The organism is [Clostridium] scindens ATCC 35704 (assembly GCF_004295125.1).
Lineage (GTDB): Bacteria > Bacillota > Clostridia > Lachnospirales > Lachnospiraceae > Clostridium_AP > Clostridium_AP scindens.
The window spans coordinates 515,356-531,398 of record NZ_CP036170.1 but is presented as its reverse complement, the minus strand read 5'-3'; the positions used below and the strand labels follow the sequence as shown (position 1 = coordinate 531,398).

Genomic DNA, 16,043 nt, shown 5'->3' with positions numbered 1-16,043 from the left:
AGACTACAGATGGAGGCGGGTATGTAGAGTATGATGGATACAGGGAGAATACATATATATTTTGGAGACGGGAAGGGAAAGACCACGGCTGCCGTAGGACAGGCGGTGAGAGCAGCCGGGTATGGATTTCGAGTGCTGTTTTTCCAGTTCTTGAAGGACAATTTTTCTAACGAGCGGAAGATACTGGAACAGATTTCGAATATTACCTGTCTGCCCGGAAGAGAGCAGGTGAAGTTTGTAAGTCGCATGAACGGGGATGAGAAGGCAGAACTTCTGCATTACAACAATAAGGCGCTGGATGAGATCGTCAAGTTCTGCAGCCCGTTTGATCTGCTGGTTATGGACGAGGCCCTGTGCGCGGTCGGACTAAAGGTATTGAGCGAGGAGAAGTTGATCAGCTTCCTTAAGCATAAGCCGCGGGGGCTGGAGATCGTGCTTACCGGGCATCAGGCATCTGACCGCATGAAAGAAATCGCGGATTACGCCACAGAGATGCATAAGATTAAGCATCCTTATGATCTGGGAAAACTGGCGCGGGAAGGAATTGAGTTCTAATTATCGAAATATAATCTCTTTCTTAAATAAGTGTGAATTTCATGACAATGCCATGTCCTATATGATATACTGTAACAGTACGGAATTAACTCTTCGGTAAGAGAGGAGAGACCTATTTGATTATGGAGAATGCTATTAAGAACTATGAGGATGTGGACAGCTGGAAGACGGTTATGTTCCTGTATACTTCCGCGCTAAAGGAAGTGGGAACCAAGCTCGAGATATTAAATGACGAATTCCAGCATGTACATCAGTACAATCCGATTGAACATATTAAGACAAGAGTAAAGACGGCAGAAAGTATTGTCAAGAAACTGAGAAAGTATGGTTATGAGATATCGATCGAGAACATGGTTAAGTATGTCAATGACATTGCCGGCGTACGTTTAATCTGCTCCTTCACATCCGATATCTATAGGCTGGCGGAGATGATCGGCAACCAGAGCGATCTTAAGGTGCTGTCCATCAAGGATTATATCAAGAATCCAAAGGAAAGCGGCTATAAGAGTTATCACATGCTGGTATCCGTGCCGATCTTCTTATCGGACAGCGTGGTGGATACGAAAGTGGAGATACAGATACGTACCATAGCCATGGACTTTTGGGCCAGTCTGGAACATAAGATCTACTATAAGTTTGAAGGAAATGCGCCGGAATATATCAGCAGGGAATTAAGAGAGTGTGCAGAGATGGTATCTACATTAGATGAGAAGATGCTGTCCCTGAATGAGGCAATCCAGGATTGCCTGGAAAAACACGAAGAGTTAAAGACTAGTACAACCAAACATAGGAACAGCCAGGAATATAATGTGCTGCCTGACCTGAGGTAACCCCTCAGGTTTTTTTAAAATCTTTTTTGTTATATTTTAGATTATCATTGTAAATCCAGATAGCAGATGCTAGAATGATGGAAGGCTTTTAATGAATGTTTATTCAAGGGGAATGGGATACGGAGATGGTAGAGAAGTTAGACGCAAAAAAGAAGCAATTGATTATGCAGGCGGCTTATGCGGTGGGTGGCAGCCTTATGTTCGCTTTGGGAGTAAACTTAATAATTATACCGCTTGGATTATATAATGGAGGGTTCATGGGTATTGCCCAGCTCATGCGTACATTCGTGGTAAGCGTGCTGCATGTGCCGGTGCCATCGGGCGTGGATCTTTCCGGTATCTTATACTTTATCATCAATATTCCTTTGTTCTATATGGGACTGAAGATACTGGGGAAGGAATTCGCGATTAAGACGTTCATTACTGTAGGCATCCAGAGTGTGTTCCTTGTAGTCGTGCCGATTCCGGCCGTGCCGCTGATCGAGGATTACCTGACAGCCTGCATTATTGGCGGAATCATTGCGGGAACCGGAACGGGGCTTGTGCTAAGAGGAAGAAGTTCCGGAGGCGGTCAGGATATTATAGGGCTTTGCTGCTCTAAGAAGTATCCGAATATCAGCGTAGGCAAGATTAATATACTGATGAATATATTCGTCTATGCAATCTGTCTGTTCTTATTTAATATAGAGATTGTTATCTATTCATTGATTTATACTACCGTGCTTGCCATGGCTATTGATAGAGTACATATTCAGAATATTAATACCAGCGTCATGATATTTACCAAGAAGATGGGCATCTCCAGGGCCATTATTGAGCAGACGGGCCGGGGCGTCACCAACTGGGACGGGGAAGGCGCCTACACCAATAAGACTTCCTATATTTTATTTGTAATGATATCCAAGTACGAGGTGGGACAGATCAAGCAGATCGTCCATAGCATAGACCCCAATGCTTTTATGATATTTACAGAAGGATGCCATGTAGACGGCAATTTCGAAAAAAGGCTCTAATGGAAAACAAGATATTTGAATCTGGGACGGGGAATTCTATGCTCTGTCCCAGATTTATTTTCGTTCAAATTAAACTTATAGACGGAATCTATATAAGTGGAAACATATAAAAAAACTCTATTTGAAGCCGGGGGCCTGGGTTTATATAATGGGAATTAAGAGAAGGAGAACAGGCCATGTTTATAGATACGCATATGCATGAAATGACATATTCCAAAGACAGTTTCCTTGCTCTCGATCAAATGGTACAGATTGCCCGTATGAAGGGACTTGAGGGAATCTGCATCACAGATCATGACAGCATGGGGCTTAAGGAGTATGCGGCAGAATATTCCAAAGATACAGGATTCCCAATCTTTGTCGGGATTGAATACTATTCCCTGCAAGGAGATATTGTGGCGTTCGGAATCGAAGATTATCCCACAGAGAGAATCCCGGCCCAGGACTTTATTGATCTGGTAAACGCCCAGGCAGGCGTGTGCTTTGCGGCGCATCCTTTCCGCAATAACAACCGGGGCCTTGAGGAGAATCTGCGCAAGGTAAAGGGCCTTCATGGACTGGAGGTGCTGAACGGAAGCACTTCTGTGGAGGCATGCCAGAAGGCCGCGAGGTACGCTGCGGAACTGGGCCTTTTCACATTGGGCTCCAGCGATTGCCACGTGCCGGAGAAGGTGGGCGTATGTGCAACTTACTTCCCTGAAAAGTTTCATACGATGGAAGGGTTTCTTGACGCGTTCAGAAAAGGGCAGATGAAGCCCGCATATTACGCGGGAGGGAAATACCATGTATTGGAACTAAAAGAGCAACAAAAATCTAAAATACCATTTACCTTTTACGCTTTCAATGATAGAATGTATCTATAAGTGTTGAAGGTAAGAAAACAGAAAAAGAAAGGCGGAATATTATGATTACAGTCAACGCAATGGGAGATAATTGCCCGATCCCGGTTATTAAGACCAAAAAGGCAATGCAGGCGCTTACAGGGCCGGAAGTGATAGAAGTGCTGGTCGACAATGAGATTGCAGTGCAGAATGTGACAAAGATGGCAGCAAGCGCAGGCGGAGAAGTATCCTCGGAAAAACTGGGAGACAAAGAATTCAAGGTTGTAATCCGGATGAATGGCGCTATGGAAGCCGCATCCCAGGAGGATCCGGCATGTATTCCTGACCGGAAAGGAAATATGGTAGTAGCAGTATCTTCCGACCGTATGGGATCTGGAAATGATGAGTTAGGAAAAGTGTTGATCAAAGGGTTTATCTTTGCGGTGACGCAGCTGGATGAACTGCCAAAGACGATGCTGTTCTATAACGGCGGCGCTACGCTGACGACGGAAGGCTCAGATTCCCTGGAGGATCTTAAGTCTTTGGAAGCGCAGGGAGTAGAGATTCTTACTTGCGGAACCTGCCTGGACTATTACGGGCTGAAGGACAAGCTGGCAGTTGGCTCTGTTACCAACATGTACAGCATTGTCGAGACGCTGGCAGGCGCAGGCAAGATTATCAAGCCGTAGCAGATGGGTGCAAGAAGATGAATTGAGGAGGGCCGGGCTCCTGTGATAGCAGGTGGCTGGCCTCCTTTGCTGTAAAAAGATGAAAACGACGCAAGGAGGATGAAAAAAAGATGAAATCAGATGTCAGACTGACTACACTTAGCAAGACATCCGGATGAGCAGCTAAGATTGGTCCCGAGACCCTTGCCCAGGTTCTGGGCAAGCTGCCAAAATTCCATGATGATAATTTGATCGTGGGGATTGAGACCTCCGATGACGCGGCTATCTATAAGATTACGGATGAGATTGCCATGATCCAGACGGTGGACTTCTTTACTCCGATCGTGGATGATCCCTATATGTTCGGACAGATTGCGGCAGCCAACTCGCTCAGCGATGTCTGGGCTATGGGCGGCGAGCCGGCGGTAGCCCTCAATATTGTAGGCTTTCCCAATTGTCTGGATCCGTCCATACTGGGAGATATTCTGGCAGGGGGCGCGGATAAGGTAAAAGAAGCCGGAGCAGTCCTTGTAGGCGGCCATTCGGTACAGGATGACGAGCCAAAATATGGGCTATGCGTGTCCGGGTTCGTGCATCCGGATAAGATATTCAAGAATTTTGGATGCAGGCCGGGAGATGCCCTGCTGCTAACCAAGCAGATTGGGAGTGGGGTAGTCAATACTGCCATCAAGGCAGAGATGGCATCTGCGTCAGCGATAGAAGAAGCCGAGAGGGTCATGGCATCCCTGAATAAGAAGGCAAAACAGGTAGTAGAAAAGTATGATGTGTCAGCGTGTACGGATATTACGGGATTTGGACTGCTGGGACACTGTGTGGAGATGGCTTCGGCCAGCGATGTGACCTTCGAGATACAGGTGAGGGACGTGGCATATTTTGCAGATGCGATAGACTATGCGAAGATGGGACTGGTGCCTGCCGGAACCTATAAAAACAAAGGGTATTCCATTGGAAAGGTAGAGACGGGCTCTGTAGAGGAACACTATCTGGATCTGCTCTATGATCCGCAGACCTCAGGAGGGCTGCTGATCAGTGTTCCATCCGCCAGCGTTCAGGATATGATGCGAGATTTTGCACAGGCAGGAATGGATACGGAGGTATCCGTAATCGGAAGAGTATCCACCAAAAGCGATAAGCTGATCCGCCTGTTTTAGACGCCAGCCCGATTATAGAAATAAAAATGTTACGATGATGGAAGGAAATATGAACGATGAACAAGAACATGTTGTACCGCAGCATCCCTAAAGTTGACGTGCTGCTGGAAGATGAGGCAATCCAGGCAATGATTGAACACTATAGCCGCGAGACGGTGATGGAGGCAATCCACGTAGAGATGGACAAGTTACGCAGATATATAGGCGAATGCGATGAGGAAGCACAGGCAAGATACAGGATCGATCATCTTACGGAGCATGTAGGAATGACGGTTTCTGCCATGCATACGCCAAACATGCGCATGGTGATCAATGGGACCGGGACGATTCTTCACACCAATCTTGGACGCGCGCCGATCAGTCCGGAGCATATGAAGCGGGTGGCAGCCATTGCCACCGGGTACTCGAATCTGGAATATAATCTGGAAGAGGGCAAAAGGGGAGAGAGATACTCCCATTTTGAGAAACTTCTGTGCAAGATTACTGGCGCGGAGGCAGCCATGGCGGTTAACAACAATGCAGCAAGCGTCATGCTGATCCTAAGTTCTCTGGCAAAAGGGGGAGAAGTTATCGTTTCCCGGGGCGAACTGGTGGAGATTGGCGGGAAATTCAGGATTCCGGATGTCATGGAGCAAAGCGGGGCTACGCTGGTGGAGGTTGGAACCACCAACAAGACGCATTTTGATGATTATAAGGAAGCCATTACCGAAGAGACCAAGGCTCTTTTAAAGGTTCATACCAGCAACTACCGGATTGTGGGATTCACGGATACGGTGGGGATTGATGAACTGATTCCTTTGGCTAAGGAGCATGATCTTCCGGTGATAGAGGATCTTGGAAGCGGCGTGCTGGTGGATCTTGGCAAGTATGGTATTACCCATGAGCCTACGGTACAGGAGTCTGTTGCCAAAGGAGCGGACGTGGTGTGTTTCAGCGGAGACAAGCTGCTTGGCGGTCCCCAGGCAGGAATCATCATCGGAAAGAAAAAGTACATTGATATGATGAAGAAGAACCAGTTGACCCGGGCGCTGCGGATTGATAAGTTCACGGCTGCAACCCTGGAATTAGTCCTTCAAGAATACCTTTCAGAAGAGAAGGCAATACAGAATATCCCGGTCCTGCGCATGATCACGGATCCTTTGGAAGAGGTGGCAAAGAAGGCGAGAAGCCTGGCAGGGATGCTTAAGCGGGCCAAGGTGCCTGCAAGGATAGAGATGTGTTCATGCCAGTCCCAGATCGGTGGGGGGTCTCTCCCGCTGGAGCGGATAGAAAGCATGGCAATAACCATCCGGCCGGAAAAGATTAGCGTAGCAGAATTGGAAGAGCGTATGCGCCATCTTCCGGTGCCGGTGATTCCAAGAACGGTGAATGATACCATCCTTCTGGATATGCGGACCATTGATCGCCGGTATTTTAAGCTGATCGCAGAGCAGTTTAAGGAACTGGAAATAATGGAGGAGACCAGCCTGATTGCAGGTCGTTAGGAGTGGAGTTATGAAGAATATTATTATTGGTACAGCCGGCCATATCGACCATGGAAAGACAACTTTAATCAAGGCGCTGACCGGGAGGAATACGGACCGGTGGGAAGAGGAGCAGAGAAGGGGAATTACCATTGATCTGGGATTTACCTATTTTGACCTGCCAAGCGGAGACCGTGCCGGCATCATAGATGTTCCGGGCCATGAAAGATTCATCAATAATATGGTGGCAGGCGTGGTAGGTATGGATATGGTTCTGCTGGTCATTGCCGCGGACGAAGGCATCATGCCACAGACCAGGGAGCATATGGATATCCTGAATCTGCTGGGAATTGAGAAGAGTATCATCGTCCTGAACAAATGCGACCTTGTGGATGGGGAATGGATGGAATTGGTAGAAGAAGAAGTCAAGGAAGAATTGGAAGGAACCTTTCTGGAACATGCGCCGGTAGTAAAAGTATCGGCTGCCACCGGGGAAGGCCTGGAAGTCCTGATCGATACCATCAGCCAAATGACAAGCGATGAGATGATGACAAAAGATATTAGCACTATACCAAGACTTCCAATTGACCGCGCGTTTACATTGTCCGGCTTTGGGACGATCATTACGGGAACTTTGGTGTCGGGGACCATTACCAAGGATGATCTGCTGGAAATGTATCCGATTGGGAAGGAATGCAAGATAAGAAGCATCCAGGTGCATGGCCAGGACAGGAAAGAGTGCTATGCAGGACAGCGGGTTGCCATCAACCTGTCGAATGTGAAGAAGCGCGAGATCAAGAGAGGGTGCGTGCTGGCGCCTCCGAATAGTATGAAGAATACAGATCTTCTGGATGTCAGGCTCAATGTGCTGGAGTCTTCCATGCGCGTGCTGACCAATCATACCCGTCTTCATTTCTTTACCGGAACCAGCGAGATATTATGCCGGGCGGTGCTTCTTGACAAGGAGGAGATCGGTCCAGGGGAGAGTGGCTACGTGCAGCTCAGGCTGGAAGAAGAGATTGCGGTAAGGCGGGGAGACAAATTCGTGGTCCGCTTTTATTCTCCGATGGAGACCATTGGAGGAGGCGTCATCCTGGAGCCAAACCCAGGGGTTAAGAAGCGTTTCCAAGAGAATGTCATAGAAGAATTAAAGCGCAAGGAATCCGGCTCGTCTGCGGATGTTATCGAACTTCATGTAAGGGAGCGCGCGGATACGCTGATCACGACGGCGGAACTTGCCAAGCTTACCGCGCTGTCCATTGACGAAGTGCAAGAAGACATAAGCGAGCTCTTAAGTCAAGGGCTGGTGCAGGTATTTGCCATGAGGAAGGATACCTATGTATGGCATGCCGAGTCCATAAGGGCTGCGAAGCAGACTCTTGATAAGGCGCTAAGAGAATATGAAGAGAAATATCCTTACAGGTATGGCATGAAGAAGGCGGAAGTCCAGATGACCTATTTCCAGAAGATCAAGCCGAATGTATTTGACAAGATTGTGGAGATGCTGATAGAGGAGGGATGCCTGAAGAGAGTAGATGAGTTCTTGTGTACGCCGCAATACCAGGTAAAGAAAGACACGCGCTATGACAAGGTGTCAGGAATCCTCCTGGACACATTTACCAATGCGAAATATGATTTTGTCCGGTATTCGGAGATTGATTTTAAAGGAACCGTGAAAGAGACGGCAGATGATATCCTCAACATCCTTCTGGAGGAACAGAAGATAGTGAAGGTGACGGAAGATATGTATACTCTGACGGAATACATGGAGCGGGCAAAAGAACTTATACAGGAGCATTTAAAAGGGGAACCCGTTATTACGATCGCGCAAGTACGCGATATGTTTGATACCAGCAGGAAAAGCGCCAAGCCGATCATCGAATACATGGACAGCATCAAAGTAACTAAGAAAACGGGAGCGGAAAGTGAAAGGGTAGCATACTAATGAATCTGAAACAGTTAGAGGCCTTTGTACAAGTGGCAGAGGGAGGCAGTTTTTCAAAGGCGGCAAGGGAATTATATCTGACCCAGCCTACGATCAGCGCGCATATCTCTTCCCTTGAGAAGGAACTGAATGTCAGGCTGTTTGTCAGGAATACCAAGGAAGTAAGCCTGTCGGACAATGGGAAGGATCTATATAAATACGCCAAGCAGATGGTAGATCTGCAGGGGAAGATTGAAGAGCATTTCGGGATGAAGAAGGACAGCGGCAAGCATTGCATCACAATAGCGGCATCTACGATCCCGGCACAGTACCTGCTTCCCAAGGTGCTGATGTGCTTCAATGAAAAGTACCCGGAGGAGCAGTTCAAGATCAAGGAGACGGACAGCGCCCAGGTAGTGACCCAGATTGTAGACTGTATGGCGGATGTGGGGTTTACGGGGACTGTGCTGGAGAAGAAGCACTGCAAGTATATCCCTTTTTATAAGGATGAACTGGTGATTATTGCCCCTAATACGGAAAAGTATCGCCGGTTCCAGGAGGAATGTCCGAATGACATCTCCTGGCTGAAAAGAGAACATGTAATCATGCGAGAAGAAGGTTCCGGTACCAGAAAAGAAGCCGAAAAGCAGCTTCGGTCGGCAGGAGTCAATATGGTAGATCTGGAAATCATAGCAAGTATTGAGAATCAGGAGACAATCAAGAAGTCCGTAAGGCAGGGGATAGGAGTCTCTATTCTATCCAGGCTCGCCGCGACAGACGAGGCAAAGGCCGGACAGATGCTTATATTTCCGATTCCAGGAGCAGACGAGGGAAGAGATATTAATGTGGTGTACAACAGGAATTATCAGTTGTCCCGGTCGGCTGAAAGGTTCATAAAAATTGTGAAAGAAGTATATGAGGTATAGGAAAGCGATAGATACCGGCTATAGATATTTTCTATATCCGGTATTTGATATTTATCATAACAATTAGACTGGATAGTGGATTCGGTCTATACTAAATTATAAGGATGAGTTGTTTTTGAAAGGACGGAAGATTATGATATATCTGGATAACGCGGCTACGACGATGCATAAGCCGCAGGAAGTGATAGATGCAGTCGTACAGGCAATGAGTTCTATGGGCAATGCGGGCCGTGGCGCTAACGAGGCATCGCTTAGTGCATCGAGACTCATCTATGATACCAGGGACAGGCTTTGCCGGCTTTTTGGCGGGGAAAATGCCAGACAGATCGTGTTTACGAATAATTCTACAGAGAGCCTTAACATAGCGATTAAAGGCCTTTTGGAGCCTGGGGATCATGTAATTACAACGATGATGGAGCATAATTCAGTACTGAGGCCTCTCTATGAAATGGAACGCAGAGGCGTCAGGCTTACAATCGTAAGAGCGGATGAGAGGGGTACGGTTAATCTGGCGGATATTGAAGATGCGATTGCGCCGGATACCAAGATGATCGTATGTACGAATGGATCCAATCTGACGGGTAATTATGTCCATATAGGCAGAGTGGGCGAGATTGCCCATAAGCATGGCCTTTTGTTCGTGGTAGATGCATCCCAGACGGCAGGCGTGTTTCCTATAGATGTACAGGACATGCATATCGACGTGCTGTGCTTCACAGGGCACAAAGGACTTCTGGGCCCTCAAGGGACCGGAGGAATGTACGTGAGGGAAGGACTGTCCGTGCGTCCGTTAAAGAGCGGGGGAAGCGGCATCATGACGTACAGCAAGACCCATCCGGAACAGATGCCTACCGCTTTGGAGGCAGGAACATTAAATGGACATGGCATTGCAGGGCTTAATGCAGCATTAAAATATATTGAAGATGAAGGAGTGGATAGCATCCGCGCCAGGGAGCAGAAACTGATGAAGAGGTTCTATGAGGGTGTCAAAGACATTCCTGGCGTCAAGATATATGGAGATTTTGATGACATGAATCGCTGTGCGATCGTAACGCTTAATATCGGAGATTATGATTCTTCAGAAGTCAGTGATGAACTTCTTATGGAATATGGAATTTCTACAAGGCCAGGCGGCCATTGTGCACCGCTTATGCACGAGGCGCTTGGAACTGTGGAGCAGGGGGCTGTAAGATTCAGTTTTTCACATTATAATACGGATGAAGAAGTGGATATCGCCATTAGGGCGATCCAGGAACTTGCAGAAGATTAAAGGATCTATGCAGGATTGAGAAAAAGTACAGGAGGGATTAACATGAATTTATCAGACTCGAAGAAAAAGCTGGCGTTGGCCGGCGTAGTATGCGGACTTGTAGCGGCATGTCTTGCGTTTTTAGGAAATCCGGCAAACATGGCATTTTGTATCGCCTGCTTTATCAGAGATACGGCGGGTGCATTGGGAATGCATCAGGCGGAGGCAGTACAGTATGCCAGGCCGGAAATTATAGGCCTGGTTCTGGGGGCATTTTTGATATCAGTGGCGACTAAGGAATATCGATCAACGGCGGGGTCTTCCCCAATGACCAGATTCGTTCTGGGAATGATCATAATGATAGGCGCACTGGTGTTCCTGGGCTGTCCTTTACGTATGGTAATCCGCATGTCAGCAGGCGATCTGAATGCCTGGGTGGCATTGATCGGATTCGTGCTTGGAGTCGCGACGGGCGTATTTGCGCTTAAGAAGGGATTTAGTCTTGGGCGTGCCTATGTGACCAACAAAGAGAGCGGAGCAGTCATATCAGTGATCGTAGTTGGCATTTTGATTCTGGCATTATGCACCACGCTTCTGAAATCCAGCACGGCAGGGCCGGGAAGCGTCCATGCGCCGATTATAGCGGCATTGATAGGCGGCCTGGTGTTTGGAGCATTTGCGCAGAAATCCAGGATGTGCTTTGCAGGAAGCATTCGTGATATTATTCTGATGAAGAACTTTGATCTGTTCAGCGTGATTGCCGGATTATTTGTGGTAATGCTGATATTTAATGTGGCAACAGGACGCTTCGTATTGGGATTTGATACCCCGGGTGTTATAGCGCACTCAGAACATATTTGGAATATTCTTGGAATGTATGCGGTAGGATTTGCGGCTGTTCTGGCAGGCGGCTGCCCTCTGCGCCAGTTGATCCTTGCAGGACAAGGCTCTTCTGATTCGGCAGTTACGGTTGCCGGTATGTTTGTAGGTGCTGCACTGTGCCATAACCTGGGGCTTGCGGCCAGCGGAACCGCTTTAAATCCTGAGACGCAGGAAGTGGTTGCCGGAGCAGTGCCAATGAATGGCAAGATCGCATGCATCATCTGTATTGCATTGTGCTTCGTAATTGCGTTCACGAATAGGCGGAAAGAAGCAAAATAGTGTTGATATATTGACTTATACATAGTATTCTAGAAAGGTAGGTAATAAGTATGAAAGAAGTAGACGCAAGAGGCCTTTCTTGCCCGGAGCCTTTAATGCTTACAGCGGAAGCCTTGAAAGGGGCGTCTGAGCCTGTAAAAATACTGGTAACAGAGCCGCATCAGAAAATGAATGTGGAAAAGTATGCAAAGGACCATGGGAAAAAGGCTACATCCGGAGAAAAAGACGGATACTTTGAAGTGGTGATTGAATAACAATGAGAAAAAAAGAGTTAAAACTGGTAGTGACATTCCATACCACGGCAGATGCCATGGCTATGGAAAAAGCATGCAAGGAACAGAACGCGTCGGGAAGAATTATCCCGGTTCCAAGAGCCATATCGGCTGGCTGCGGCCTTTCCTGGTGCGCGGAACTTTCGGATAAGGAGCAGATTGTAAAGGTAATGCAGTCTGTCGGAATCCAGGAAGAAGAAATGCACGAATGCATGGTTTAGATGAGAAAGTCTGGGAAAGCGTAGGTGAATAAGCGCAGGCAAACAAGCAAAAAGGGACGGTGCTTCCGGCTGGGATATGGCAGGCATATCCAAGGTCAGAAGATTCCGTCCCTTATTTTTAGAGACAAATCCATTTCTATACTCCTTCAACAAAGGTATCCAGTACATGGGGAAGCAGCCTGTCGCTGTATTCCGATAAAGAATATTTGCCCTTAAAGAGCGACCAGTCGTATAGCATGGCTCGTTCGTACATAGCATAGATGTTCATCAGTTCCTCGGCGGAACTGGTGTTTTTGAATTCTCCCCGCTTAAGGCCATCAGAAAGAATCTCCGTCACCCATTTAAAATAAAAACGCTTGCCGTCTGAAAGAGACTTTTTGTCCTTCGTGATCAGCTGGGATGAATAGAGAAATGCCAGCAATTTGATATCTACGCTGGTCTCGATCATATAGAACAGTTCATGATTCAAAAACAGGAGTTTGTCATAAGCTGACAGATTCGGGTCAATGACTGCGGCCAGTTCTTCGTACTTCTCATCAAACAGATAGGATAAAGAATTCAAAAGAGCTTCTTTGCCCTTGAAGTAATGATAGAAGGTGCCCTTTGATGTCTTGGACGCTGCGATAATGTCTTCTACTGTGGTGTGGTCATATCCGTTCTTATAGAACAGATTCCATGCCGCTTTGACAATGCGGCTCTTGGTGGATTGGCGTTTACGTGGCATCGGCACTCATTCCTTTCCTGCCTTAATTTAAATAGAAGCGGATTATGACTAATCCGCTTCATTTTTTTGTGTATCGCTATTCTAACTGGGATAGAATACTAGCCTACCTGGAAGCCATATTTCAATGGATCTGTAGGATCAATCAAGTATGTAGCAACACCGGTCAGGTAGCAGCTGCCTGTGATCATAGGAATAACTGCATCGTAGTCAGCAACCTTCGTTGTCTCTTTGATTACGCCCTTGAATCTGGTTCCGATGAAACTCTCATAGATGAATTCCTCGCCTACGCCGATCTCTCCCCAGTGATGAAGAGTAGCAAGCTTAGCGCTTGTACCGGTTCCGCAAGGAGAACGGTCAGCCATAGCATCTCCGAAGATTACTACGTTTCTCATAGTTGCCTTGTCCGGATTCGGTGTTGGTCCGTAGAACTCAACTAAGTCAACCGTATCAATGTCAAGAAGAGGATGCTTAACCGGAATCTCTTTGTTGATTACGTCTAACATCTTCATTCCTAATTTAGTGATGTCCGGAACTGTCTTCGGGCTGATCTCTGTGATACCGATCTTTGTAGTATCAACTAATGCGAAGAAACTTCCTCCAAAGGAGATGGTAAATGGAATCTCCTGGCCGTCGATCGTAACGGAGAGGTTCTCTTTGTAAACGAATGCCGGTACGTTAGTCAATGTAACGTGCTCAACCTTGCCGTCTTTCACAACTGCTTCTGTACGGATGAGTCCGGCCGGTGCTTCCAGTACAACCTGGTTTACGCCTTCTTTAGACTCAACAAGACCTGCCTCAATCGCAACCGTTACAGCGCCGATCGTGCAGTGTCCGCACATGTTCAGGTATCCGCCTGTATCCATGAACATTACGCCGAAGTCTGCTTCTGGATTGACTGGCTTGCACAGGAATGCCCCAAACATATCATGATGTCCTCTTGGCTCGAACATCAATGCTGTACGTACCTGGTCATAGTTCTTCTCCATCCATTTTTTCTTTTCAATCATTGTGCTGCCTTCTGGCTCTGGAAATCCGCCGATTACTACACGGCAGAATTCTCCAACGGTGTGAGCGTCTACTACCTGTAATGCTGCTTCAAACCGTTCGAAGTTAACATTTGCTTTTAACTCCATAATCGTTACCTCCTTAAATTTACTCATAGACTCTTTCTATAAGTTTTTATAAAAACACATTGAAAACCCCCAAGTTCTCGCAGTGCCTTTTTCGAAAAACACCCAATGAACCACCTGAAAACGATACAAAATTAACAATTAGACCGCGTTCTAGTATTGCGTTCAGTTCACTACATTTATTATGTACGATAAGCCTTGAAAAGTCAATGGTTTTTTGGTAGTATAAAAATAAATAAAAACGGTTGAAATCTCCGAAAAAGTGTGTTATTGTTAATTCGCATGAGAAGTAAGTCATGGGGGTAGATGGGTGACTGGTGTGCCTCCTAGTCTTCAAAACTAGTGTGGGGCGTTAAGAGCGTCCTGGGTGGGTTCGATTCCCACATGCCTCCGCCAAAAGAGTAATTATTTAATGTTAAAAAATTGGCGAATGTATAATTAAACACTTATAGATAGAATTTATATATCTGGGGAATAAGTAAACGGACTACTATAGTTTCGTTTTTTACTTATATTAAAAAAGAAAAGGAGAAGGATGTCATGGGAAATGTACAGATTTTATTACGTCAGCATGTTGGTGCACCCTGTGAGGCAATCGTAAAGGCTGGGGATAAGGTGGAAAAAGGTACCTTGATTGCAACTCCTACAGGACTTGGCGCTAACATCTTTTCCAGCGTCTATGGCGTGGTGGAAGAAGTCTTGGAAGACCGAATCGTTATCAAGCCGGATGAAGAGCAGAAAGATGAGTTTGTACCTATTAAGGAAGGCAGCAAGCTTGAGATGGTTAAGGAAGCCGGAATCGTAGGTATGGGCGGCGCAGGATTCCCAACTGGCGTGAAGATTGGAACGGACCTTCACGGCGGATATATCCTGGTAAATGCTGCAGAATGCGAGCCTGGACTTCGCCACAATATCCAGCAGATTGAAGAAAAGACAGATATCACAATCCGCGGATTGAAATACTGCATGGAGATATCCAATGCGGCAAAAGGAATTATTGCTATTAAGAAGAAGAACGAAAAAGCGATCGAATTTCTCAGAGAGGCAATCAAGGATGAAGACAATATCACGATCCATCTTCTTCCGGATATTTACCCAATGGGAGAGGAAAGAGCGGTAGTAAGAGAATGCCTCGGAAAACTGCTTGATCCTACACAACTTCCGTCAGCAGCAGATGCAGTCGTAATCAACTGCGAGACCCTGCTTCGTATCGCAGAGGCGATCGAACTTAAGAAACCTTGCTTTAGCAAGAATATGACGGTTATTGGAAAGATTAACGGTGGAAACGAGCCGCATGTATTCATGGATGTTCCGGTTGGAACCTGTGTTGCAGACATGATCGAGAAGGCAGGCGGAATTGATGGTACATATGGCGAGATTATCATGGGTGGAGCATTTACTGGAAAGTCCACCACATTAGACGCGCCTACTACGAAGACGACAGGCGGAATCATCGTTACGGTAGAGTTCCCGGATCTTCACGGAGCGCCGGTAGGATTGCTTGTCTGTGCGTGCGGCGGAAGCGAAGACCGTATGCGCGAACTTTGCGAAAAGATGAATGGAAAGGTCGTTTCTGTGGCAAGATGTAAACAGGCGGTTGAGCCGAAGCCGGGCGCAGCGCTTAAGTGCGAGAATCCTGGAAACTGTCCTGGACAGGCACAGAAATGTCTGCAGTTTAAGAAGGACGGCGCAGAGTACATCATCATCGGTAACTGCTCAGACTGTTCCAACACAGTTATGGGATCTGCACCAAAGTTAAAACTGAAGACATTCCATCAGACAGACCATGTGATGAGAACAATCGGTCATCCATTATACAGAAGACTGACCGTGTCCAAAGAAGTTGACCAGCTGCCCAACGGCAAATAAGGTCTAAGTTACTTATTGGTATTACTGTTGCAGATGGCAAGGGCA

General features: G+C 46.9%; 16 protein-coding genes and 1 tRNA gene. 15 read left to right on the top strand and 2 right to left on the bottom strand.

Annotated elements, in window-relative coordinates:
* Positions 1 to 30: 30 nt before the first annotated feature.
* From HDCHBGLK_RS02765 to HDCHBGLK_RS02705, 13 genes are all read left to right on the top strand, one after another.
* A complete protein-coding gene (locus tag HDCHBGLK_RS02765) occupies positions 31 to 555 on the top strand; it encodes a cob(I)yrinic acid a,c-diamide adenosyltransferase (protein ID WP_004607325.1) in 525 nt (174 codons plus the stop codon).
* A 122-nt stretch (positions 556 to 677) separates the two neighbouring features.
* On the top strand, positions 678 to 1,385 hold the full coding sequence (locus HDCHBGLK_RS02760) for a GTP pyrophosphokinase (protein ID WP_004607324.1): 708 nt from the start codon (positions 678 to 680) through the stop codon (positions 1,383 to 1,385).
* 95 nt (positions 1,386 to 1,480) lie between these two features.
* Complete coding sequence (locus HDCHBGLK_RS02755; protein WP_004607323.1) at positions 1,481 to 2,398, top strand: YitT family protein; 918 nt, start codon at positions 1,481 to 1,483, stop codon at positions 2,396 to 2,398.
* Positions 2,399 to 2,574: 176 nt separating this feature from the next.
* Positions 2,575 to 3,261 (top strand): PHP domain-containing protein, encoded by a 687-nt coding sequence (locus HDCHBGLK_RS02750; protein WP_004607322.1) that lies wholly within the window; start codon positions 2,575 to 2,577, stop codon positions 3,259 to 3,261.
* Between the two features lie 41 nt (positions 3,262 to 3,302).
* Positions 3,303 to 3,908 (top strand): sulfurtransferase-like selenium metabolism protein YedF, encoded by a 606-nt coding sequence (yedF, locus tag HDCHBGLK_RS02745; RefSeq protein ID WP_004607321.1) that lies wholly within the window; start codon positions 3,303 to 3,305, stop codon positions 3,906 to 3,908.
* Between the two features lie 110 nt (positions 3,909 to 4,018).
* A complete protein-coding gene (gene selD / locus HDCHBGLK_RS02740) occupies positions 4,019 to 5,059 on the top strand; it encodes a selenide, water dikinase SelD (protein ID WP_082210543.1) in 1,041 nt (346 codons plus the stop codon).
* Between the two features lie 56 nt (positions 5,060 to 5,115).
* Complete coding sequence (gene selA, locus HDCHBGLK_RS02735; RefSeq protein ID WP_004607319.1) at positions 5,116 to 6,543, top strand: L-seryl-tRNA(Sec) selenium transferase; 1,428 nt, start codon at positions 5,116 to 5,118, stop codon at positions 6,541 to 6,543.
* 10 nt (positions 6,544 to 6,553) lie between these two features.
* Positions 6,554 to 8,467: a selenocysteine-specific translation elongation factor gene (selB, locus tag HDCHBGLK_RS02730; RefSeq protein ID WP_004607318.1), complete on the top strand. Its 1,914-nt coding sequence runs from the start codon at positions 6,554 to 6,556 to the stop codon at positions 8,465 to 8,467.
* The gene (locus HDCHBGLK_RS02725; protein WP_004607317.1) at positions 8,467 to 9,372 is read left to right on the top strand and encodes a selenium metabolism-associated LysR family transcriptional regulator; all 906 of its coding nucleotides are present in this window, start codon (positions 8,467 to 8,469) and stop codon (positions 9,370 to 9,372) included. Before selB ends, HDCHBGLK_RS02725 begins: the two co-directional genes overlap by 1 nt.
* A 133-nt stretch (positions 9,373 to 9,505) precedes the next feature.
* Entirely contained in the window at positions 9,506 to 10,642 is a 1,137-nt protein-coding gene (locus tag HDCHBGLK_RS02720; RefSeq protein ID WP_004607316.1) for an aminotransferase class V-fold PLP-dependent enzyme, read from the top strand.
* 42 nt (positions 10,643 to 10,684) lie between these two features.
* A complete protein-coding gene (yedE, locus tag HDCHBGLK_RS02715; RefSeq protein WP_004607315.1) occupies positions 10,685 to 11,782 on the top strand; it encodes a YedE family putative selenium transporter in 1,098 nt (365 codons plus the stop codon).
* Between the two features lie 50 nt (positions 11,783 to 11,832).
* Positions 11,833 to 12,036, top strand: coding sequence for a sulfurtransferase TusA family protein (locus HDCHBGLK_RS02710; protein WP_004607314.1), 204 nt, complete (start codon positions 11,833 to 11,835; stop codon positions 12,034 to 12,036).
* Positions 12,037 to 12,038: 2 nt separating this feature from the next.
* Complete coding sequence (locus tag HDCHBGLK_RS02705) at positions 12,039 to 12,275, top strand: DUF3343 domain-containing protein (protein WP_004607313.1); 237 nt, start codon at positions 12,039 to 12,041, stop codon at positions 12,273 to 12,275.
* 136 nt (positions 12,276 to 12,411) lie between these two features.
* On the opposite strand, the gene HDCHBGLK_RS02700 is transcribed toward HDCHBGLK_RS02705, so the two are convergent.
* The gene (locus HDCHBGLK_RS02700; RefSeq protein ID WP_004607312.1) at positions 12,412 to 12,999 is read right to left on the bottom strand and encodes a TetR/AcrR family transcriptional regulator; all 588 of its coding nucleotides are present in this window, start codon (positions 12,997 to 12,999) and stop codon (positions 12,412 to 12,414) included.
* Between the two features lie 98 nt (positions 13,000 to 13,097).
* Positions 13,098 to 14,132, bottom strand: coding sequence for a proline racemase family protein (locus HDCHBGLK_RS02695; protein WP_009248186.1), 1,035 nt, complete (start codon positions 14,130 to 14,132; stop codon positions 13,098 to 13,100).
* 295 nt (positions 14,133 to 14,427) lie between these two features.
* Between HDCHBGLK_RS02695 and HDCHBGLK_RS18685 the strand changes: the two genes are divergently transcribed.
* Both HDCHBGLK_RS18685 and prdC read left to right on the top strand, forming a co-directional pair.
* Positions 14,428 to 14,525: transfer RNA gene (locus HDCHBGLK_RS18685), tRNA-Sec, on the top strand.
* A 144-nt stretch (positions 14,526 to 14,669) separates the two neighbouring features.
* Positions 14,670 to 15,998: a proline reductase-associated electron transfer protein PrdC gene (prdC, locus tag HDCHBGLK_RS02690; RefSeq protein WP_004607310.1), complete on the top strand. Its 1,329-nt coding sequence runs from the start codon at positions 14,670 to 14,672 to the stop codon at positions 15,996 to 15,998.
* The last annotated feature ends 45 nt before the right edge of the window (positions 15,999 to 16,043 follow it).